This is a genomic window from Streptomyces sp. DSM 106670 (assembly GCF_055792845.1).
Window position 1 is genome coordinate 7,826,418 of the sequence record NZ_CM147704.1, and the last position, 18,465, is coordinate 7,844,882.

General features: G+C 73.1%; 18 protein-coding genes and 1 pseudogene. 15 read left to right on the forward strand and 4 right to left on the reverse strand.

The window, feature by feature from the left end:
* Window positions 1-8: 8 nt before the first annotated feature.
* Window positions 9-680 carry an ABC transporter permease gene (locus ACSMXR_RS34590; protein ID WP_086778540.1) on the forward strand — a complete coding sequence of 224 codons (672 nt, stop codon included), beginning with the start codon at window positions 9-11 and terminating at the stop codon, window positions 678-680.
* Window positions 677-1,627 (forward strand): ABC transporter substrate-binding protein, encoded by a 951-nt coding sequence (locus ACSMXR_RS34595; RefSeq protein ID WP_473170734.1) that lies wholly within the window; start codon window positions 677-679, stop codon window positions 1,625-1,627. Before ACSMXR_RS34590 ends, ACSMXR_RS34595 begins: the two co-directional genes overlap by 4 nt.
* Before the next feature lie 13 nt (window positions 1,628-1,640).
* Here the strand turns inward: ACSMXR_RS34595 and ACSMXR_RS34600 are convergent, their stop codons facing one another.
* On the reverse strand, window positions 1,641-2,546 hold the full coding sequence (locus ACSMXR_RS34600; RefSeq protein WP_473170735.1) for a nitroreductase/quinone reductase family protein: 906 nt from the start codon (window positions 2,544-2,546) through the stop codon (window positions 1,641-1,643).
* Between the two features lie 360 nt (window positions 2,547-2,906).
* On the opposite strand from ACSMXR_RS34600, the gene ACSMXR_RS34605 reads away from it, so the two are divergent.
* Complete coding sequence (locus ACSMXR_RS34605) at window positions 2,907-3,206, forward strand: DUF2087 domain-containing protein (protein WP_137235041.1); 300 nt, start codon at window positions 2,907-2,909, stop codon at window positions 3,204-3,206.
* 13 nt (window positions 3,207-3,219) lie between these two features.
* On the opposite strand, the gene ACSMXR_RS34610 is transcribed toward ACSMXR_RS34605, so the two are convergent.
* The gene (locus ACSMXR_RS34610) at window positions 3,220-4,044 is read right to left on the reverse strand and encodes an aldo/keto reductase (protein ID WP_473170736.1); all 825 of its coding nucleotides are present in this window, start codon (window positions 4,042-4,044) and stop codon (window positions 3,220-3,222) included.
* 151 nt (window positions 4,045-4,195) lie between these two features.
* Window positions 4,196-5,359, reverse strand: coding sequence for an ABC transporter ATP-binding protein (locus tag ACSMXR_RS34615; RefSeq protein ID WP_473170737.1), 1,164 nt, complete (start codon window positions 5,357-5,359; stop codon window positions 4,196-4,198).
* 145 nt (window positions 5,360-5,504) lie between these two features.
* On the opposite strand from ACSMXR_RS34615, the gene ACSMXR_RS34620 reads away from it, so the two are divergent.
* Window positions 5,505-6,800, forward strand: coding sequence for an alpha/beta fold hydrolase (locus ACSMXR_RS34620; RefSeq protein ID WP_473170738.1), 1,296 nt, complete (start codon window positions 5,505-5,507; stop codon window positions 6,798-6,800).
* 65 nt (window positions 6,801-6,865) lie between these two features.
* On the opposite strand, the gene ACSMXR_RS34625 is transcribed toward ACSMXR_RS34620, so the two are convergent.
* Window positions 6,866-7,438: a rhodanese-like domain-containing protein gene (locus ACSMXR_RS34625; protein WP_137235045.1), complete on the reverse strand. Its 573-nt coding sequence runs from the start codon at window positions 7,436-7,438 to the stop codon at window positions 6,866-6,868.
* Window positions 7,439-7,705: 267 nt separating this feature from the next.
* Here ACSMXR_RS34625 and ACSMXR_RS34630 point away from each other — a divergent pair, with 267 nt between their 5' ends.
* From ACSMXR_RS34630 to ACSMXR_RS34680, 11 genes and pseudogenes are all read left to right on the forward strand, one after another.
* The gene (locus ACSMXR_RS34630; RefSeq protein ID WP_473170739.1) at window positions 7,706-8,440 is read left to right on the forward strand and encodes a PIG-L deacetylase family protein; all 735 of its coding nucleotides are present in this window, start codon (window positions 7,706-7,708) and stop codon (window positions 8,438-8,440) included.
* 96 nt (window positions 8,441-8,536) lie between these two features.
* Window positions 8,537-9,136: a helix-turn-helix domain-containing protein gene (locus tag ACSMXR_RS34635; protein ID WP_103510660.1), complete on the forward strand. Its 600-nt coding sequence runs from the start codon at window positions 8,537-8,539 to the stop codon at window positions 9,134-9,136.
* 103 nt (window positions 9,137-9,239) lie between these two features.
* Window positions 9,240-10,205, forward strand: coding sequence for an NADPH:quinone oxidoreductase family protein (locus ACSMXR_RS34640; RefSeq protein WP_473170740.1), 966 nt, complete (start codon window positions 9,240-9,242; stop codon window positions 10,203-10,205).
* Window positions 10,202-11,394, forward strand: a pseudogene (locus tag ACSMXR_RS34645) (acyl-CoA dehydrogenase family protein). The gene ACSMXR_RS34640 and the pseudogene ACSMXR_RS34645 overlap by 4 nt, the downstream one beginning before the upstream one ends.
* Before the next feature lie 33 nt (window positions 11,395-11,427).
* On the forward strand, window positions 11,428-12,510 hold the full coding sequence (locus tag ACSMXR_RS34650) for an acyl-CoA dehydrogenase family protein (protein ID WP_473172483.1): 1,083 nt from the start codon (window positions 11,428-11,430) through the stop codon (window positions 12,508-12,510).
* A gap of 156 nt (window positions 12,511-12,666) precedes the next feature.
* On the forward strand, window positions 12,667-13,182 hold the full coding sequence (locus ACSMXR_RS34655; RefSeq protein ID WP_473170741.1) for a hypothetical protein: 516 nt from the start codon (window positions 12,667-12,669) through the stop codon (window positions 13,180-13,182).
* Between the two features lie 156 nt (window positions 13,183-13,338).
* A complete protein-coding gene (locus tag ACSMXR_RS34660; protein ID WP_381851008.1) occupies window positions 13,339-14,955 on the forward strand; it encodes an ABC transporter substrate-binding protein in 1,617 nt (538 codons plus the stop codon).
* 23 nt (window positions 14,956-14,978) lie between these two features.
* On the forward strand, window positions 14,979-15,944 hold the full coding sequence (locus ACSMXR_RS34665) for an ABC transporter permease (RefSeq protein WP_170994710.1): 966 nt from the start codon (window positions 14,979-14,981) through the stop codon (window positions 15,942-15,944).
* Window positions 15,937-16,794, forward strand: coding sequence for an ABC transporter permease (locus tag ACSMXR_RS34670; RefSeq protein WP_137235054.1), 858 nt, complete (start codon window positions 15,937-15,939; stop codon window positions 16,792-16,794). The genes ACSMXR_RS34665 and ACSMXR_RS34670 overlap by 8 nt, the downstream gene beginning before the upstream one ends.
* Entirely contained in the window at window positions 16,791-17,789 is a 999-nt protein-coding gene (locus tag ACSMXR_RS34675) for an ABC transporter ATP-binding protein (RefSeq protein WP_376185141.1), read from the forward strand. Before ACSMXR_RS34670 ends, ACSMXR_RS34675 begins: the two co-directional genes overlap by 4 nt.
* A complete protein-coding gene (locus ACSMXR_RS34680) occupies window positions 17,782-18,465 on the forward strand; it encodes an ABC transporter ATP-binding protein (RefSeq protein WP_473170742.1) in 684 nt (227 codons plus the stop codon). Before ACSMXR_RS34675 ends, ACSMXR_RS34680 begins: the two co-directional genes overlap by 8 nt.

Below are 18,465 nucleotides of genomic sequence, written 5' to 3' on the forward strand. Positions count from 1 at the left end.
AGGCGGGCGTGAACACCCTGGCGGACACCTGGTCCTGGCTCACCACCGCCGCGCACTGGTCCGGGCCCGACGGGGTCTGGAACCGGCTCGGCGAACATCTCTTCCTCACCGTCGTCTGCCTGCTCATCAGCTGCCTGATCGCCCTGCCCGTCGCCCTGGTCCTGGGCCACCTCGGCAAGGGCGGCGCGCTCGCCGTCAACCTCTCCAACATCGGCCGGGCCGTGCCCACCTTCGCCGTGCTGGTCCTGCTGCTGCTCACCCCCGTCGGCACGTACGGCCAGTGGTCGACGATCATCGCGCTGGTGCTGTTCGCCGTGCCGCCGCTCCTCACCAACGCCTACGTCGGCATGCGCGAGGTCGACCGGGACGTCGTCCGGGCCGCCCGGGGCATGGGCATGACCGGACGCCAGATGCTGCTGGGCGTGGAACTGCCGCTCGCCCTCCCGCTGATCCTCACCGGCGTACGGATCGCCGCCGTGCAGCTGGTCGCCACCGCCACCCTCGCCGCACTGGCCGGTGGCGGGGGACTGGGCCGGATCATCACCGCCGGCTTCAACCTCGCCGCCACCCCGCAGGTGGTGGCCGGAGCGATCCTCGTGGCCGTCTTCGCCCTCCTCGTCGAAGGCCTCTTCGAGGCGGGGCAGCGCCTCGCGCCCCGGCGCGGACGGGAGGCCGTGTGAACCGCGCCCGCCGGGCCCTGGCCGCGCTGGCCCTCCTCGCCGCCACCGCCTGCACCACGGGCCCCAGCCTGGAGAACCAGGGCGAGGTCACCGCACCGCCCGGCGACAGCAGTGAACTCACCGTCGGCTCGGCCGGATTCACCGAGAGCGACCTGCTCGCCCAGATGTACGCCCTGCTCCTGGAGAACGCCGGATACTCCGCCGACCTCATCTCCGTCACCAACCGGGAGATCTACGAACCCGCCCTGGAGAAAGGCCAGATCGACGTCGTCGCGGAGTACGCGGCGACCTTCGCCGACTGGCTGAACGCCAAGGCCGAAGGAGCCGACGCGGAGCCCGTCGGATCGCCCGACCTCACCGCCACCATGAAGGCACTGCGCGCCCTGGCCGCCCCGCGCGGGCTGACCGTGCTCGACCCGGGCCGGGCCGTCGACCAGAACGCCTTCGCGGTCACCGCCGCGTACGCGAGGAAGCACGGGCTCAAGACCCTCAGCGACGTCGGCGCGGCGAAGCTGCCCGTACGGCTGGCGGCGGGCGACGAATGCGTGCAGCGGCCCTACTGCGCCCCCGGGCTGCGCACGACGTACGGCATCGACGTCGTAGCCGTCGACCCGAAGGGCGTCGGCACCACCCAGGCGAAACAGGCGGTGCAGAACGGCCAGGACCAGATGGTGCTGACCACCACGACCGACGCCACCCTGGACCAGTTCGGCCTGGTCCTGCTGGAGGACGACAAGAACCTCCAGAACGCGGACTACGTGGTCCCCGTCGTCAACCGCGCCCGCGCCGGGAGCACCGGGGTGCGCGACGCCCTCGGCCGGCTCAACACCGTACTGACCACCGCCGACCTGGCTTCGATGAACGAACAGGTCGACAGTTGGCGCCGGCTGCCCGAGGACGTCGCGCGCACCTACCTGGAGTCGAAGAAGCTCCTCCCGAAGGGCTGAGCCGGCCGACGGCTCAGGAGGCGGGCGGGGCCGGGGGCCAGGGCACATCGGCCAGGAGCGGCAGGATCTGCTCCTCCTCGTAGTCGAGGTGGGCCGTCAACTCCTCAGTCATCCGGGTCAGTTCGGTACGGAAGCGGTCCGGCTCCGCGATGGCGGCACCGGCCAGCAGGGCGGCGAGCGCCGACTGGAGCTCCCCGATGCCGCGGTGCTCCTCCCGCAGCCGCTCGAAGACGTCGGCCAGGTGGGGGTGGTAGCCCTCCATGGTGGGGAACATATGGCCGTCCTCGGCCGTGTGGTGGAACTCCAGCGCCTGGCAGAACGCCAGGCAGCGCTGCCGGATCTGCAGCCCGAGACCGGGCGCGGGCGGCTCGCCCGCACCGCCGTGGGCGGCCCGCGCGGCGAAGTGCGCCTCCGTCTCCGCGTGTACGTGCAGGAGTTGGGCGCGCAGCCAGGTGTGCACCTCCATCAGCTTGTCGGCGAGCGAGGTGATCGGGCGAGGTGTGTCGTCGGGGTCCGGAAGCTCCAGGACCACGACCGGCAGCACCCGGTCGGTCGCGGCCTGGTACTCCGCGTAGCCGGGCGCTTCGGCCACCACCCGGGCGAACAGCTCGTCGCGCCGGGCCCCTTCGGCCGGTACGGCGAGGGACGGGAACTCCTCGTCCCCCAACTCCACCTGGACGGAGGGGTGGGCGAGGAGATTGCGGTACCAGTCCGGATGCAGCGGTGCGCCGAGGTTGGAGCCGATGACGAGCAGCCGGCGGCCGTCGCGTACGTATCCGAGCGGTGTGGTGTGCGGCTTCCCGGAGCGGGCGCCGGTGGTGGTGAGCAGGAGGAGGTCGGCGCCCTCGAAGGGGCCGCCGACCTTCCCCGCGTTGGCGCGGAACTCGGTGATGACGGACTGCTGGAAGGCATGGGGCATGGAGGTTCTGGGTCTCCCGTGAGAAATGCGGGCAGGCGAGGGCCCGGCGTCGCGGAGTGTCCGCGGTGAGGTGGTTCGGACGTGAAGGCGCTCGGAGCACGGTTGCTCGGAGCGCGGCTGCTCAGAGGCAGGGGGCGATGAGTGGACTCATGGCGTCATCCCTGGGAAGAAGGTGCCGGCTTGACCGTCGGCTGGCCCAGATCTCTTTGGCCGACGTCACGCTGCACGCCTCCCATCACAACCTGGCCGGTGCGGGTCTGTCAACGCGAGGGCGGGCGACGTGGGCACGGGCAACGCGAAGACGGGCAACGCGAGGAAAACGCGTTGCCCGTCCTTCGGAAGCCTGCGACGCTTCCGGCCATGCCCGCCGAACAAGAGACCCTCACGCCCCTGTCGCCGACCCCTCGCACCCACCGGGTCGAGGCGCTCTTCTCGCACGGCCGCCTGGTCGCGATCCCGCGCAAGGAGGCCCGTCGGGAGCAGCTGCTCGTACACCTCGCCGACACGCTGTTCGAGCGGGAGCGTTCGTACACCGAGCGCGAGGTGAACGAGGCGCTGCTCACCGTCCACGAGGACTGCTCCGCGCTGCGCCGCTATCTCGTCGTGGCGGGGCTGCTGGTGCGGCCCCGGGACGGCAGCAGCTACCGCCGCGGACGCTGACCCGTGAACCGGGTCAGTTGAGCGTGTCGGGGTCCGGGCCGGTGCGCATGCCCCGGTCCAGCGCGGCGACGGCGTCCATCTCCGCGTCCGACAGCTCGAAGTTGAAGACGTCGATGTTCTGCCGGATCCGCTCGGGCGTGACCGACTTGGGGATCACGATGTTGCCGAGCTGGAGGTGCCAGCGCAGCACCACCTGGGCCGGGGACTTGCCGTGCCGCTCGGCGATGGAGACCAGCGCCTCCTCCTTGAGCAGCGCGCCCTGGGCCAGCGGGCTCCACGCCTCGGTGGCGATGCCGTGCTCGGCGTGGAAGGCGCGCAGTTCGGCCTGCTGAAGGCCCGGGTGCAGTTCGACCTGGTTGACGGCGGGGACGAGCGTGCCCGTCTCCAGCAGCCGGCTCAGATGCGCGGGCTGGAAGTTGGAGACCCCGGCCGCGCGGATCCGGCCGTCGGCGACCAGCTTCTCCAGGGCGCGCCAGCTCTCCGGGTACAGGTCGTGGGCGGGCGTCGGCCAGTGGATCAGGTAGAGGTCGACGTAGTCGAGGCCGAGCTTGGCCAGGCTCGCGTCGAAGGCGGCGAGCGTCGCGTCGTAGCCCTGGTCGGCGTTCCACACCTTCGTGGTGATGAACAGCTCCTCGCGGGGGATCCCGGAGGCGGCCAGCGCCCGGCCCACGCCGACCTCGTTGCCGTAGATCGCCGCGGTGTCGATGGACCGGTAGCCGGCCTCCAGCGCGGCGGAGACGGCGGCGGTGGTCTCGTCGTCGGGCACCTGGAAGACGCCGAAGCCGAGCTGGGGGATGGTCACGCCGTTGTTGAGCGTGACGGTGGGGACGGTGGACATGTGACGGCCTTCCGGTAGAGCGGTGCAGCGGTGTGCCTCGTGCGCGCCGTACGCCGGAATCTCTGGCGTGCGACGTTTACTGGCGTCAACAATAATTGCGCACGCGGGTTATATGCAAACGCGGGCAAGGTGTGTCCGATCACCCCCGCCCCTAGGCGTCCGCCACCGAGTCGAACTCCACCTCCTCACGGCCCACCCCCTGTGCGTCGGCGTCCACCGACCGGCGCAGCGCCTCGTGCAGCTTCGCCGGGGTGAGCACGCCGAGGAACCGGGCCCCGTCCAGCACCGCCACCCATCCCGCGTCGTGCTGGAGCATCTCGCTGAACGCCTGCTTCAGCGGCGCGCCCACCGGAACCCACGCGTCCATCCGGCGGGCCAGAGAACCCACCGTCGCCCCCTCCCCGGCCGACCGCAGCGCGTCCGCCGACACCCAGCCGTGCAGCTCGCCCCCGCCGTTCAGCACCACCGCCCACCGGGCCCCCGCCGCCCCCAGCCGGGCCGCCGCCTCCCGGGCCGGCTCCGCCAGCAGGGCCACCGGCGGCTCCTCCAGGTCCTCCGGCTCGATCGCGGTGACCGACAGCCGCTTCAGCCCCCGGTCGGAGCCCACGAACCGGGCCACGTACGGCGTCGCCGGGGTGCCCAGCACGGCGGCCGGGGTGTCGAACTGCTCGATGCGCCCCTCCCCGTACACCGCGATCCGGTCGCCCATCCGCACCGCCTCCTCGATGTCGTGCGTCACCAGGAGCACCGTCTTGCGCACCCGCTGCTGGAGAGCCAGGAACTCGTTCTGCAGCCGCTCCCGCACCACCGGGTCCACCGCCCCGAACGGCTCGTCCATCAGCAGCACCGGCGGATCCGCCGCGAGCGCCCGCGCCACCCCCACCCGCTGCCGCTGGCCACCGGAGAGCTGCGCCGGATAGCGCGAGCCGTACGTCTTCGGGTCCAGGCCCACCAGGTCCAGCAGCTCCGCCGCCCGCTCCCGGGCCCGCGCCCGCTTCCAGCCGACCAGCGCCGGTACGGTCGCTGTGTTGTCCAGGACGGTCCGGTGCGGGAAGAGGCCCACCTGCTGGATCACATAGCCGATCCGCCGGCGCAGCTTCACCGGGTCGGTCCCGGCGATGTCCTCGCCGTCCACCAGGATCCGGCCCGAGGTCGGCTCGATCAGCCGGTTCACCATCATCATCGTGGTCGTCTTGCCGCAGCCGGACGGACCCACCAGGGTCACCAGCTCACCCTCCGCCACCTCGAAGGACAGCCCGTCGACCGCCGTCGTCCCGTCCGGATAGACCTTGCCGACCTCTTCGAACCGGATCATGTCTGCACGGTAGGAGCGACCCGGCCGCGACGCACACGGGCCGGGACCGTCCGGGGCACGGCCCCTTCGTCCGTGGCCGGGAGGGCATGTGCTGAACTGGCCCTTTCGCCCGGATCAGCCCGCACCCCGGATTCAGGAGTTCCCCGTGAGCAGTTACCGGCAGCCCGGTGTCGTCCTCACCGACCGGCGCTTCACCGTCCCCCTCGACCACAGCGACCCCGGCGGCGAGCAGATCGAGGTCTACGGCCGCGAAGCGGTCGCCGCCTCCCGGGCCGGCGAGGAACTGCCCTGGCTGGTCTACCTGGAGGGCGGCCCCGGCTTCGGCGCACGCCGTTTCGTCGGCACGGAGGCCTGGCTCGGCCGCGCCCTGCGCGAGTTCCGCGTGCTCCTCCTCGACCAGCGCGGCACCGGGCTGTCCACCCCGGCCAACCGGCAGACCCTCCCGCTGCGCGGCGGGCCGCGCGAACAGGCCGACTACCTCGCCCACTTCCGTTCCGACTCCATCGTCCGCGACTGCGAGCTGATCCGGCAGCGGCTCACCGGCGGGGCGCCCTGGACGGTCCTCGGTCAGTCCTTCGGCGGCTTCTGCGCGGTCCGCTATCTCTCCTCGGCGCCCGAGGGCCTCGCGGCGGTCCTTATCACCGGCGGGCTGCCCTCGCTGGACGCGCACGCGGACGATGTCTACCGGGCCGCGTACCCGCGTATCGAACGGAAGGTCGCCGCCCACTACGCCCGCTACCCGCAGGACGTCGAGCGCGCCCGCGCCATCGTCGCGTACCTCGCCGAGCACCGGCCCGAGAACGCCGGACACCGGCTCACCCCCGAGGGCTTCCAGTCGCTCGGCATCATGCTCGGCTCCGGCAGCGGCAGCCACCAGCTCCACTACCTGCTGGAGAACGCCTTCGTCCGCACCCCGGGCGCCACCGAACTCTCCGACGCCTTCCAGGAAGCGATGCGCACCGCCGCCTCCTTCGCCGGGCACCCGCTGTACGCCCTGCTGCACGAGGCCATCTACGGCCAGGGCGAGCGGGCCACGGACTGGGCGGCGGAACGCGTACGGGGTGAGTTCCCGCAGTTCGACGCGGCCACCGCGCTGGCGGGCGACGGCCCGGTCCTCTTCACCGGCGAGACCATCCACCCCTGGCACTTCGACGTCGACCCGGCGCTGCGCCCGCTCCGCGAGACCGCCGAACTCCTCGCCCGGCGCACCGACTGGCCCGTGCTGTACGACCCCGAGCGGCTCGCCGCCAACGAGGTCCCGGTCGCGGCGGCCGTCTACCACGACGACATGTACGTCGACACCGCGGACTCGCTGCGCACGGCGGCGGCGATCCGGGGGCTGCGGACCTGGGTGACGAACGAGTACGAGCACGACGGGGTGCGCGCGGGCGGGCCCCGGGTCCTGGACCGGCTGCTGGCGCTGGTGCGCGACGAGGCCTGACCGGCGGCGGCCGGTGCGCCCGCCCCGGGGCCCGGCCGGTCGCCGACCGGCCGGGCCCCGCCGGGTCAGCGCTGGAGCTGCTCCAGCGTGGCGTCCAGGTCACCGGCGGCACGCGGGGCCCGGTTGTACGGCAGCTTCGAGAGGACCACGGCCATGCCGCAGGTGTTGCTGACCGCCGAGTACACCAGGCCCGTGCCGATACCGGCGGACAGCCAGCGCGCCGCCGGGAAGCGGATGCCCGCCACCAGCCCCGCCACCACCAGCGAGCCCGCCGCGAGCCGCACCTGACGCTCCATGGGCCAGGTGGTGCGGGCGCCCTCGGGACGGTCGAGGCCGCGGCCGTCGCCCTCCCACGCCGAGGTGCCGCCGGTCAGCGTCACGGCCTCGATGTCCGCGCCCGCGAGGATCTCGCAGGCCCGCGTGGACCGGACCCCGGAAGCGCACACCACCAGCAGCGAACCGCGCGCGGAGGCGGACTTGAGGGCCGGCAGCGCGTCCGGCAGCTTGTCGAGCGGGATGTTCAGCGCACCGGGGACATGCCCGGAGGCGTACTCGCCGGGAGCCCGCACGTCGACGACGGTGAACTCCTCCAGGCGGGCTGCGGCCTGGGCGGGGGAGAGGGATGCGGGGCTGGGCACGGGCGGGTTCCTTTCGTTCGCCGGGGCGGCGGGGCGGGAGGGAGCCCTCCCACCGGTCCGGACGGGCCGGGCCGGGGTCGCGGTGGTCGCCACCGGGGTCCAGCCTCGCACGCCCGGCCCCGCCTCCGGGCCCCGGCCGGTCGAGCTTCTCGCCCGGCCCGGCACTCGGAGGGCTCCCGAGCGCCCCGCGTATCCGCGCATCGGTAGCGCACGCGCAGCGCACCCGGACGGCCTGCCGGTGCGACGTGCCGTGGGTAGCCTGCCGGTATGACGCCGCAGCGACTCGAACCGATGCCCGTCGACTGGCAGCGAGCCCTGGCCGTGGTCGCCCACCCCGACGACCTGGAGTACGGGGCGGCCGCCGCCGTGGCCGAGTGGACCGACGGCGGCCGCGAGGTCGTCTACCTCCTCGCCAGCCGCGGCGAGGCCGGGATCGACACCCTGCCGCCCGAGGAGTGCGCGCCGGTGCGCGAGCGGGAGCAGCGGGCGAGCGCCGCCGTCGTCGGCGTACGGACCGTGGAGTTCCTGGACCACCGCGACGGGGTGATCGAGTACGGCACCGGGCTGCGCCGCGACATCGCCGCGGCCATCCGCCGCCACCGCCCCGAACTGGTCGTCACCCTCAACCACCGGGACACCTGGGGCGGCGTCGCCTGGAACACCCCCGACCACCGCGCGGTCGGGCGCGCCGCGCTGGACGCGGTCGCCGACGCGGGCAACCGCTGGATCTTCCCGGAACTCGGCGAGCAGGGGCTCCAGCCGTGGGACGGGGTGCGCTGGATCGCCGTGGCGGGCAGCGACCGGCCCACCCACGCGGTCGACGCGACGGCCGGTCTCGAACGCTCGGTCCGGTCGCTGCTGGAGCACCGTACGTACATCGAGGCACTGACCCGGGAGGATCCGGAGCGGTACTGCCGGACCTTTCTGACGGGCATGGTGGAGGCCGCCGCCGAGCGGTTCGGCGGCCGGCCCGCGGTCACCTTCGAGGTCTTCGCCCACTGACCGCGGTCACCTCACCGCGGTGACGTGACCGCGATGAGGTGACTGCGGTGACCTGGCCGTATTGACAAATCGGCTTGCCGATTCTGCAATGGCGGCATGAAGGAACACGACCGGGACGACCCGGAACTGGAGGCCGTCCTCACCGGGGTCGGCCCCCGGCTGCGCCGACTGCGCAAGGACCGCGGGGTCACCCTCGCCGCGCTCTCGGCCGCGACCGGCATCTCCGTCTCCACGCTCTCCCGGCTGGAGTCCGGCGGCCGTCGCCCCAGCCTCGAACTGATGCTGCCGATCGCCCGCGCCCACGAGGTGCCGCTCGACGACCTGGTGGGCGCCACTCCGGTCGGCGACCCCCGGGTGCGGGCCAAACCGATCGTGCAGCACGGCCGCACGATGCTGCCGCTGACCGCCCGGCCCGGCGGCCTCCAGGCGTACAAGCTGATCCAGGAGCCGGGCAGCGGCGGCCCGCCGGAACAGCGCACCCACGAGGGGTACGAGTGGCTGTTCGTGCTCTCCGGGAAGCTGCGGCTGCTGCTGGCCGAACATGATCTGGTGCTGGGGCCGGGGGAGGCCGCCGAGTTCGACACCCGGCTGCCGCACTGGTTCGGCCCGGCCGAGGACGAGACGGTGGAGTTCCTGAGTCTCTTCGGCCCGCAGGGGGAGCGCATGCATGTGAGGGCGAAGCCGAAGCGGGGCTGAGGGGTCCCGCCGCCGGCCGGGCGGAGGTGTTCCCAGATCGGCAAGCGACCGCTTAGTATGCGCCGGAGCAGTGGTAATGCCGACAGTGTTGTGGAGGCCCCTCATGCAGGCATGGCGAGTGCACCGGAACGGCGAGCCGGGCGAGGTGATGAGCCTGGAGGAGACGGACCGGCCGAAGCCCGGCGACGGGCAGGTGCTCGTCGAGGTCCGCGCCGCGAACGTCAACTTCCCCGACGCCCTGCTCTGCCGGGGCCAGTACCAGGTGCGGCCGCCGTTGCCGTTCACCCCGGGCGTCGAGGTGTGCGGCACCACCGAGGACGGGCGGCGGGTGCTCGCCACCCCCGCCCTCCCGCACGGCGGCTTCGCCGAGTACGTCGTCGCGGACGAGGCGGCCCTGCTGCCCGCCCCCGAAGCGCTGGACGACGCCGAAGCGGCCGCCCTGCACATCGGCTACCAGACCGGCTGGTTCGGCCTGCACCGCCGCGTGAACCTCCGCGCGGGCGAAACCCTCCTCGTCCACGCGGCGGCCGGCGGCGTCGGCAGCGCGGCCGTCCAGCTCGGCAAGGCGGCCGGCGCGAAGGTCATCGGCGTCGTCGGCGGCCCGGAGAAGGCCGCCGTCGCCCGCGAGCTCGGCTGCGACCTGGTCATCGACCGGCGGAGCGAGGACATCGTCGCCGTCGTGAAGGAGGCCACCGGCGGGCGCGGCGCGGACGTCGTCTACGACCCGGTCGGCGGCGACGCGTACGCCAAGTCTACCAAGTGCGTCGCCTTCGAGGGCCGCATCCTCGTCGTCGGCTTCGCCAGCGGCGTCATCCCCACCCCGGCCCTCAACCACGCCCTGGTGAAGAACTACTCCGTCGTCGGACTGCACTGGGGCCTCTACAACACCAAGGACCCGGCCGCCGTCCGTGCCTGCCACGACGAGCTGACCCAGCTCGCCGCGCAGGGCGTCGTCAAACCCCTGATCAGCGAGCGTGTCGCGATGGCCGGAGCGGCCGACGCGGTCCAGCGCGTCGCCGACGGCACCAGCACCGGCCGCATCGTCGTCCTGCCCGGAGGCGCCCGATGAGCCCCGCCGTCGACGCCGCCGAGGTCCGCCGCCGCACCCGCGAACTGCTCGCCGCGCACCCGCCCGCCACCACCGACCGCACCGACTTCCTCAAGGCCCGCTTCGACGCCGGCCTCGCCTGGGTCCACTACCCGGTCGGCCTCGGCGGACTCGACGCGCCCCGCTCCCTCCAGCAGGTCGCCGACGCCGAACTCGCCGCCGCCGACGCGCCCGACAACGACCCGCGCCGCATCGGCATCGGCCTCGGCATGGCCGCCCCCACCGTCCTCGGCTTCGGCACCGACGAGCAGAAGCGGCGCTTCCTGCGCCCGCTGTGGGTCGGCGAGGAGGTCTGGTGCCAGCTCTTCAGCGAACCCGGCGCCGGGTCCGACCTCGCGGCGCTCGCCACCCGGGCCGTGAGGGACGAGACCGGTGACTGGATCGTCGACGGGCAGAAGGTCTGGACGTCCAGCGCCCATCTGGCCCGCTGGGCGATCCTCATCGCCCGCACCGACCCGGACTGCCCAAGCACCGGGGCATCAGCTACTTCATCTGCGACATGACCGACCCCGGCGTCGAGGTCCGGCCGCTGCGCCAGATCACCGGCGAGGCCGAGTTCAACGAGGTCTTCCTCACCGGCGTACGGATCCCCGACAGTCACCGCCTCGGCCCTGTCGGCGAGGGCTGGAAGGTCGCCCAGACCACCCTGATGAACGAGCGCGTCTCCATCGGCGGCTCCCGCATCCCGCGCGAGGGCGGCATGATCGGCCCGGTCTCGGCGACCTGGCGCGAACGCCCCGAACTGCGCACCCCCGACACCCACCAGCGCCTGCTGACCCTCTGGGTGGAGGCCGAGGTCGCCCGGCTCACCGGCGAGCGGCTGCGCCAGCAACTCGTGGCCGGACAGCCCGGTCCCGAGGGCTCGGGGATGAAGCTCGCCTTCGCCCGGCTCAACCAGGAGATCAGCGGCCTGGAAGTCGAACTGCTCGGCGACGAGGGCCTGTTGTACAGCGACTGGACCATGGTCCGCCCGGAGCTGGTCGACTTCACCGGACGGGACGCCGGCTATCGCTATCTGCGCTCCAAGGGCAACTCCATCGAGGGCGGCACCAGCGAGGTCCTGCTGAACATCGTGGCCGAGCGCGTCCTCGGCCTGCCCGCCGAACCCCGCAACGACAAGGACGTCGCCTGGAAGGAACTGAGCCGATGACCGCGCCCGCCCAGCCCCCCCGCCACCCCCGACCTGCTCTACTCGCAGGACGAGGAGGACCTGCGCTCCGCCGTGCGCGCCCTCCTCGCCGACCGGGCCGACGCGCCGACGGTGATCGCCGCGACCGAGTCCGACACGCCGTACGACCCGCAGCTGTGGGCGTCGCTCGCTGGCGGCATCGGCGCGGCCGGACTCCTCGTACCGGAGAAGCTCGGCGGCCAGGGCGCCTCCCACCGCGAGGCCGCCGTCGTCCTGGAGGAGCTGGGCCGGAGCGTCGCCCCCGCCCCGTACCTGACCAGCTCCGTCGTGGCCACCGAGACCCTGCTCGCGCTGGGCGCCGAGGACGGACCGGCCGCCGCGCTCCTGGGCGAGCTGGCCTCCGGCGCCCGTACGGCCGTGCTCGCCGTGCCCTTCGCGACCCCGCCCGCCGGGGCGGACGCGGCGCTCACCTCACGGGACGGGACGGTGCGCGGCGTCGCCGACGCGGCCGCCGCCGACATCCTGCTGGTGCCGACCGCCGAGGGCCTGTACGCCGTCGAGGCATCGGACCCCGGTGTCGCCGTGAGCCCGCTCGTCCCGCTGGACCTGACCCGGCCCCTGGCCGCCGTCACCCTGACCGGGGCGGCCGGAACCCTGCTCGCCGACGCGGACACGAGCGCCACCGCCGTACGGCGCGGACTGCTCGCCGGAGCCGGACTGCTCGCCTCCGAACAGCTCGGGATCGCCGAGTGGTGCCTGACCGAGACCGTGCGGTACACCCGCGAACGCCACCAGTTCAACCGGCCCGTGGGTTCGTTCCAGTCGCTCAAGCACCGGATGGCGCAGCTCTGGCTGGAGGTCGTCTCGGCCCGCGCCGCCGCCCGCAACGCCGCCGACGCGCTGGCCACTCACAGCCCCGACGCCCCGCTCGCCGTGGCGGTGGCCCAGGCGTACTGCTCGGGCGTCGCGGTCCACGCCGCCGAGGAGTGCGTCCAGTTGCACGGCGGGATCGGGATGACCTGGGAGCACCCGGCCCACCTCTACCTCAAGCGGGCCAAGGCCGACTCGATCGCGTACGGCTCGGCGGGCAGCCATCGTCAGGCCGTCGCGGAACTGGCGGAGCTGCCCGCTCCCTAAGGGGTGTCCGGCGCTCGGTCGCCTTCGGACGCGTCGGTCGGCTCGTCCATTGCGGTGGTGTGCGCGTGCGAGGCGATCCGTTCCGCCCCGGCGGGCGTTTGTCCGGGGGGCGCGAGTGCGCTCGGGCAGACGACTGACAAGGGTGTGAGGCAGACGATGACGGACCTGGATCGCAGGAGGATTCTGCAGCTGACCTCGGCGGCGACCGTCGCCGGGGGACTGGCCGTCGGGGCGGGCGGGGCCGCCCACGCGGCGAGCAGGGCGGACCGCCGGATCGTCCTGACCGGCAGGCGTACGGGGGCGAACATCCCGGACATCCTCACGGCCGGCGTCCCGTACTTCGTCCGGTACGACCTGTCGGACGCTCAGGGCGAGATCGTGGGTACCGAGAACGCGCACTGCCTGCCGGTCTCCGTGGGGCTGGACGGCTCGTTCGTCCTGGCGACGCTGGTCCTGAGCCTCGACGACGGCCTGATCACGGCTGCCACGGCCTTCCAGCGGCCGCTTCCCGCCGTCACCGAGTCCCCGGTGAACGCCCAGCCGTGGTCCCACGTCTTCGCGGTCACCGGAGGGACGGGCGCCTACACCGGCGCGGCCGGGTCGATCACGATCGACCACCGGACGCGGGACGAGGACGTGCTCACCATCGACCTGGCCGACGCTTCGCTGTAGGCGGGCGCGGCCGCCCCGAGAGTCCGTCCTCGGTCATACCGGCCCTGGTACACCCCGTCTCGCCTGTCGAGGCGGGGTGTACCAGGGCCTTTTACGTGCTGTTTAATTGCATGCTGTTCGCAACAACAGCCGATCTTCAACAGGGATGTGCAGAGTATGACGGCCCGATCGATACGGGTGGCGGTCGCCGCCACGCTGGTGACCGCCCTGTCCCTGACCGCGGCGGCCTGCTCGAACCCGGACAGCGCCAAGGGCGGATCCGGATCGGGGTCCACCTCGGCCGTCGTCGGCATCGCCTACGAGCCCGACAGCCTGAGCCCGCTGCTCGGCTACGGCAAGGACGGCAACTCCAAGATCTTCGACGGACTGCTCGCGCTCGACGCCGACATGAAGCTGAAGCCCGCCCTCGCCGCCGAACTCCCCGAGGTCAGCGCCGACGGTCTGACGTACACGTACAAGCTGCGGCAGGGCGTGAAGTTCAGCGACGGCAAGGCGTTCGGTGCCAAGGACGTCGTCTTCACCTACCGCACGATCCTCGACGAGAAGACCAACAACGCCTCGCGCACCGAGCTGGACGCCGTCAAGGACGTCACCGCGAAGGGCGAGGACACCGTCGTCTTCACGCTCAAGTACCCCTACGCGCCGTTCGCCCAGCGCACCGTGCTGCCCATCGCCCCCGAGCACATCGCGGGCAAGCAGGACGTCAACACCGGGGCCTTCACCACCAAGCCGGTCGGCACCGGGCCCTACGTCCTCACCAAGTGGTCCAAGGGCGAGAAGCTCAGCTTCGCCGCCAACCCCCACTACTGGGGCGGCGAGCCCGAGGTCAAGAAGTTCACCATGGCGATCATCAAGGACGACGACGTGCGCGCCACCCGGCTGCGCTCCGGCGACCTCGACGGCGCGATCCTGCCGCCCAACCTCGCCAAGGGCTTCGCCGACGACAAGGGCAGGAAGACCTACGCCGCGAACAGCTACGACTACCGCACGGTGACCCTCCCGACGAACAACAAGGTCGCCGGTGACACCGCCGTACGCCGTGCCCTCGACGTCGCCGTCGACCGCGACACCATGGTGAAGGCCATCCTCAACGGCGCGGGCAAGCCCGCCTACGGGCCCGTCCCCACCGACAGCGAGTGGTTCACCAAGGGCACCGAGCGGAAGCACGACCTCGCCGCCGCGAAGAAGATCCTGGACGAGGCCGGCTGGAAGCCCGGCAAGGACGGCGTCCGGGTCAAGGACGGTGTGCGCGCCGCCTTCCCGCTCTGGTACCTGACCGGCGACAAGCTCCGCCAGGAGCACGCCCTCGCCTACGCCTCCGACGCCAAGAAGGCGGGCATCGCCATCACCGCCGAGGCCGGCACCTGGGAGGTCATCGAGCCCCGGATGAAGCACGACGCGGTGCTCGCGGGCGGCGGCTCGCCCGCCGACCCCGACTTCGACCAGTACACCCTGCTGAAGTCCTCCCTCGCGGGCGACGGCTTCAACAACATGGCCTGGTACGACAACAAGGCCGTCGACGCCGCGATCGAGGCCGGCCGCAGGAGCGGCGACAAGGCCGAGCGGAAGAAGGCCTACGACACCGTCCAGCGCGAGCTGGTGAAGAACCCGGGCTACACCTTCCTCACCCACATCGACCACCTCTACGTCGTCGACGACCGCTTCGGTTCGCTCACCACCCAGATCGAGCCGCACGACCACGGGCTGGCCTCCGGCCCCTGGTGGAACGTCGAGAAGTGGTCCACCGAGGGCGCCGGGGGCTCGAAGAAGTGAGCCGCCGCCTCCCCTGGGGGCCGATGGCGCGGATGGCGGGACGGCGGGCCCTGTTCGCCGTCCCCGTCCTCGGCGCCGTCACCTTCGGCGTCTTCGCCGTCGCCGCCGCGTCCCCCTTCGACCCGGTCAAGGCCTACGCGGGCACCGCCGGGCTCACCGCGTCGCAGGAGAACCTCGACCAGCTGCGGGCCAACCTCGGCGTCGACCAGCCGCTCGTCGCCCGCTGGTGGGACTGGCTGACCTCGGCGTTCCGGGGCGACCTCGGCGACTCCAGCGTGATGCGCCAGCCGGTCGCCGACGTCATCGCCGAGCGCATGGGCTGGTCCGTCCTGCTCGCCGCCACCGCCTTCCTGGTCGCGATCCTGCTCGGCACCGGCCTCGGCGTCCTCGCCGCGCGCCGGCCCGGCGGCTGGCTCGACCGGTGCGTCAGCTCCGTCGCGTACACCCTGGAGGCCGCCCCCGCCTTCTGGCTCGGGCTGCTCGCCATCTGGTTCTTCGCCCTGAAACTGGACGTCCTCCCGGCCGGCGGGCTCACCGACGCCGCCAGCGACGTCGTCACCTTCGGCCAGGTCGCCTCGCACCTCGTGCTGCCCGCCGCCGTTCTCGGCGTCTCCCAGCTGCCGTGGTTCTTCCTGTACGTACGCCAAGGGGTCGCCGACGCCCTGGCCGAGGACCCGGTGCGCGGCGCCCGCGCCCGGGGCCTGAGCGAGCGGACCGTGCTCCTCGGCCACGCCCTGCGCTCCGGAATGCTGCCGATGCTCACCCTGATCGGCTCCCGCGTCCCCGAACTCATCACCGGCGCCCTGCTCGTCGAGACGGTCTTCAGCTGGCCCGGCATCGCCGCCGCCACGGTCGAGGCCGCCACCTCCGTGGACTTCTCGCTGCTCGCCGCGCTCACGGTGCTCGCCACCGCCGCCGTACTCCTCGGCAACCTCCTCTCCGACCTCCTCTACGGACTCGCCGACCCCCGGGTGGCCTTCGATGGCTGAGACCGCGCTCGCCCTGCCCGGCCGCACGACCCGCCGCGTCCGGATCGTCACCTCGGCCACGATCGTCATCGCCGTCGCGCTCGCCGTGCTCGTCGTGCCGCCGCTGGCCCAGCTCGACCAGCAGGCCGTCGACCTGGCCAACAAGCTCGCCCCGCCGTCCCCCGCCCACCCGTTCGGCACCGACGACGTCGGCCGCGACCTCCTGCTGCGCTGCGTCTACGGGCTCCGCGTCTCGCTGCTCGTCGGCCTCGTCGCGGCCCTCACCGCCACCGTCATCGGCACCGCGATCGGCGCGCTCGCCGGGGCGTTCGGCGGCTGGACCGACCGGGTCGTGATGCGTGTCGTCGACGCCCTGTCCTCGATCCCGCATCTGCTGCTCGGCATCTTCATCGTCGCGATGTTCCGGCCCGGCGTCTGGCCGGTGATCATCTCGGTCGCCCTGACGCACTGGATCTCCACCGCCCGGATCGTCCGCTCCGAGGTTCTCTCGCTGCGCTCGCGCCCCTTCATCGACGCGGCTATTTCCGGCGGCGCGTCGCGCACCCGGGTCATCGTGCGCCACCTGCTGCCGGGCGTGCTGCCGCAGGCCGGACTGGCGGCGGTGCTGATGGTGCCGCACGCGATGTGGCACGAGTCCGCGCTGTCCTTCCTCGGGCTCGGCCTCCCGGCCCATCAGGCGAGCCTCGGCAACCTCGTCCAGTCCGCGCGCGGTTCGCTGCTCGCGGGGGACTGGTGGCCCACCCTCTTCCCCGGCCTCTTCCTGATCATCCCGACCCTCGCGCTCGCGGGACTCGCCGGAGCCTGGCGCGACCGGATCAACCCGCGCCGGAAATCGGAGCTGATGCTGTGACCGACGCCCGCGAGAACACCGTGGTGCCCGCCCTCGACGTCCGGGACCTCTCCGTCCGCTTCCGGATGCGGGGCGGCCGGGACATCGCCGCCGTCACCGACGCCCGCTTCTCCGTCGCACCGGGGGAGTGCCTGGCCCTGGTCGGCGAGAGCGGCTGCGGCAAGTCCGTCCTGGCCTCCGCGCTGCTCGGACTGCTGCCCGCCAACGCGGCCACCACCGGCAGCGCGGTGCTCGGCGGCGACCTGGACCTGCTCACCGCCGACGAGCGGACCCTCGCCCGCACGGTACGGGGACGGCGCATCGGCCTCGTACCGCAGAGCCCCGCAGCCCATCTCACCCCCGTGCGCACCGTCCGGGCCCAGCTGGAGGAGAGCCTGCGCGAGCTGACCGGGGTGCGGGGGAGCGAGCTGCGCAAGGCGGCCGTGGCGGCGGCGGACCGCGCCTCGTTCCCCGACGGCCACCTCGACCGCTACCCGCACGAGCTCTCCGGCGGCCTCGCCCAGCGCGCCGCGACCGCCCTCGCCCTGATCGGCGACGCCCCGCTGCTGCTCGCCGACGAACCGACCACCGGACTCGACCGGGACCTCGTCGAGCGGACCGTGGACGAACTGCGCCGCCACACCGACGAGGGCCGGGCGCTGCTGATCATCACCCACGACCTGGCCGCCGCCGAACGCATCGCCGACCGGGTCGCCGTCATGTACGCCGGCCGGATCGTCGAGATCGCGGACGCCCCGCGCTTCTTCGGCGCGCCCGGCCCCCGGCACCCGTACGCCAGGGGCCTGCTGGACGCCCTGCCCGAGCGGGACTTCACCCCGATCCCCGGCATGCCGCCGGAGCTGGGGGCGCTGCCCGGGGGCTGCGCCTTCGCGGCCCGCTGCGCGTACGCCGACGCCCGCTGCACCGACGAGCAGCCGGCCTTCGACGCGGATCTGGCCTGCCACCACGCGCCGACCGGCCGGACGCATCCCCTCAAGGAGGCCGCCGATGCTTGAGCTGACCCGGATCACCGCCGGTTACGACCGCCGCGACCCGGTCGTCCGCGAGGTGTCGCTGCAGGTGGCGGCGGGCGAGGCGGTCGGGCTGCTGGGCCCCAGCGGCTGCGGCAAGTCCACCCTGGCCAAGGTCGCGGCCCTGCTGCACCGCCCGGACGCCGGAACCATGACCCTGGACGGCACGGTGATACGCGGCTGGCGGCACCGCGCCCCGCGCGCGCAGCGCACGGCCGTCGGCGTGGTCTTCCAGCAGCCCCGGCTCTCCGCCGACCCCCGGCTCAGCCTGCGCGAACTGATCGCCCAGCCGCTGCGGTCCACCGGGCGCCGCCAGGACGTTCCCGGGCGGGTGGCGGAACTGGCCCCGCTGGTCGGCCTCTCCGACGAGCTGCTGGAGCGCCGGCCGCACGCGGTGAGCGACGGCCAGCTCCAGCGGGCCTGCCTGGCCCGGGCCCTGGTGCTGGAGCCCCGGCTGCTGATCTGCGACGAGATGACGGCGATGCTCGACGCGTCCACCACGGCGGCCCTGGTCGCCGTGGTCGAGCGCTACCGCGCCGGGTCCGGGGCCGCCCTGCTGGCCGTCGGCCACGACCGGGTGCTGCTGGAGCGCTGGTGCGACCGTACGGTCCGCTGGGGCGAGCGCGACACCGAGAAGACACCGGCCGCCACCGCCGGGTGA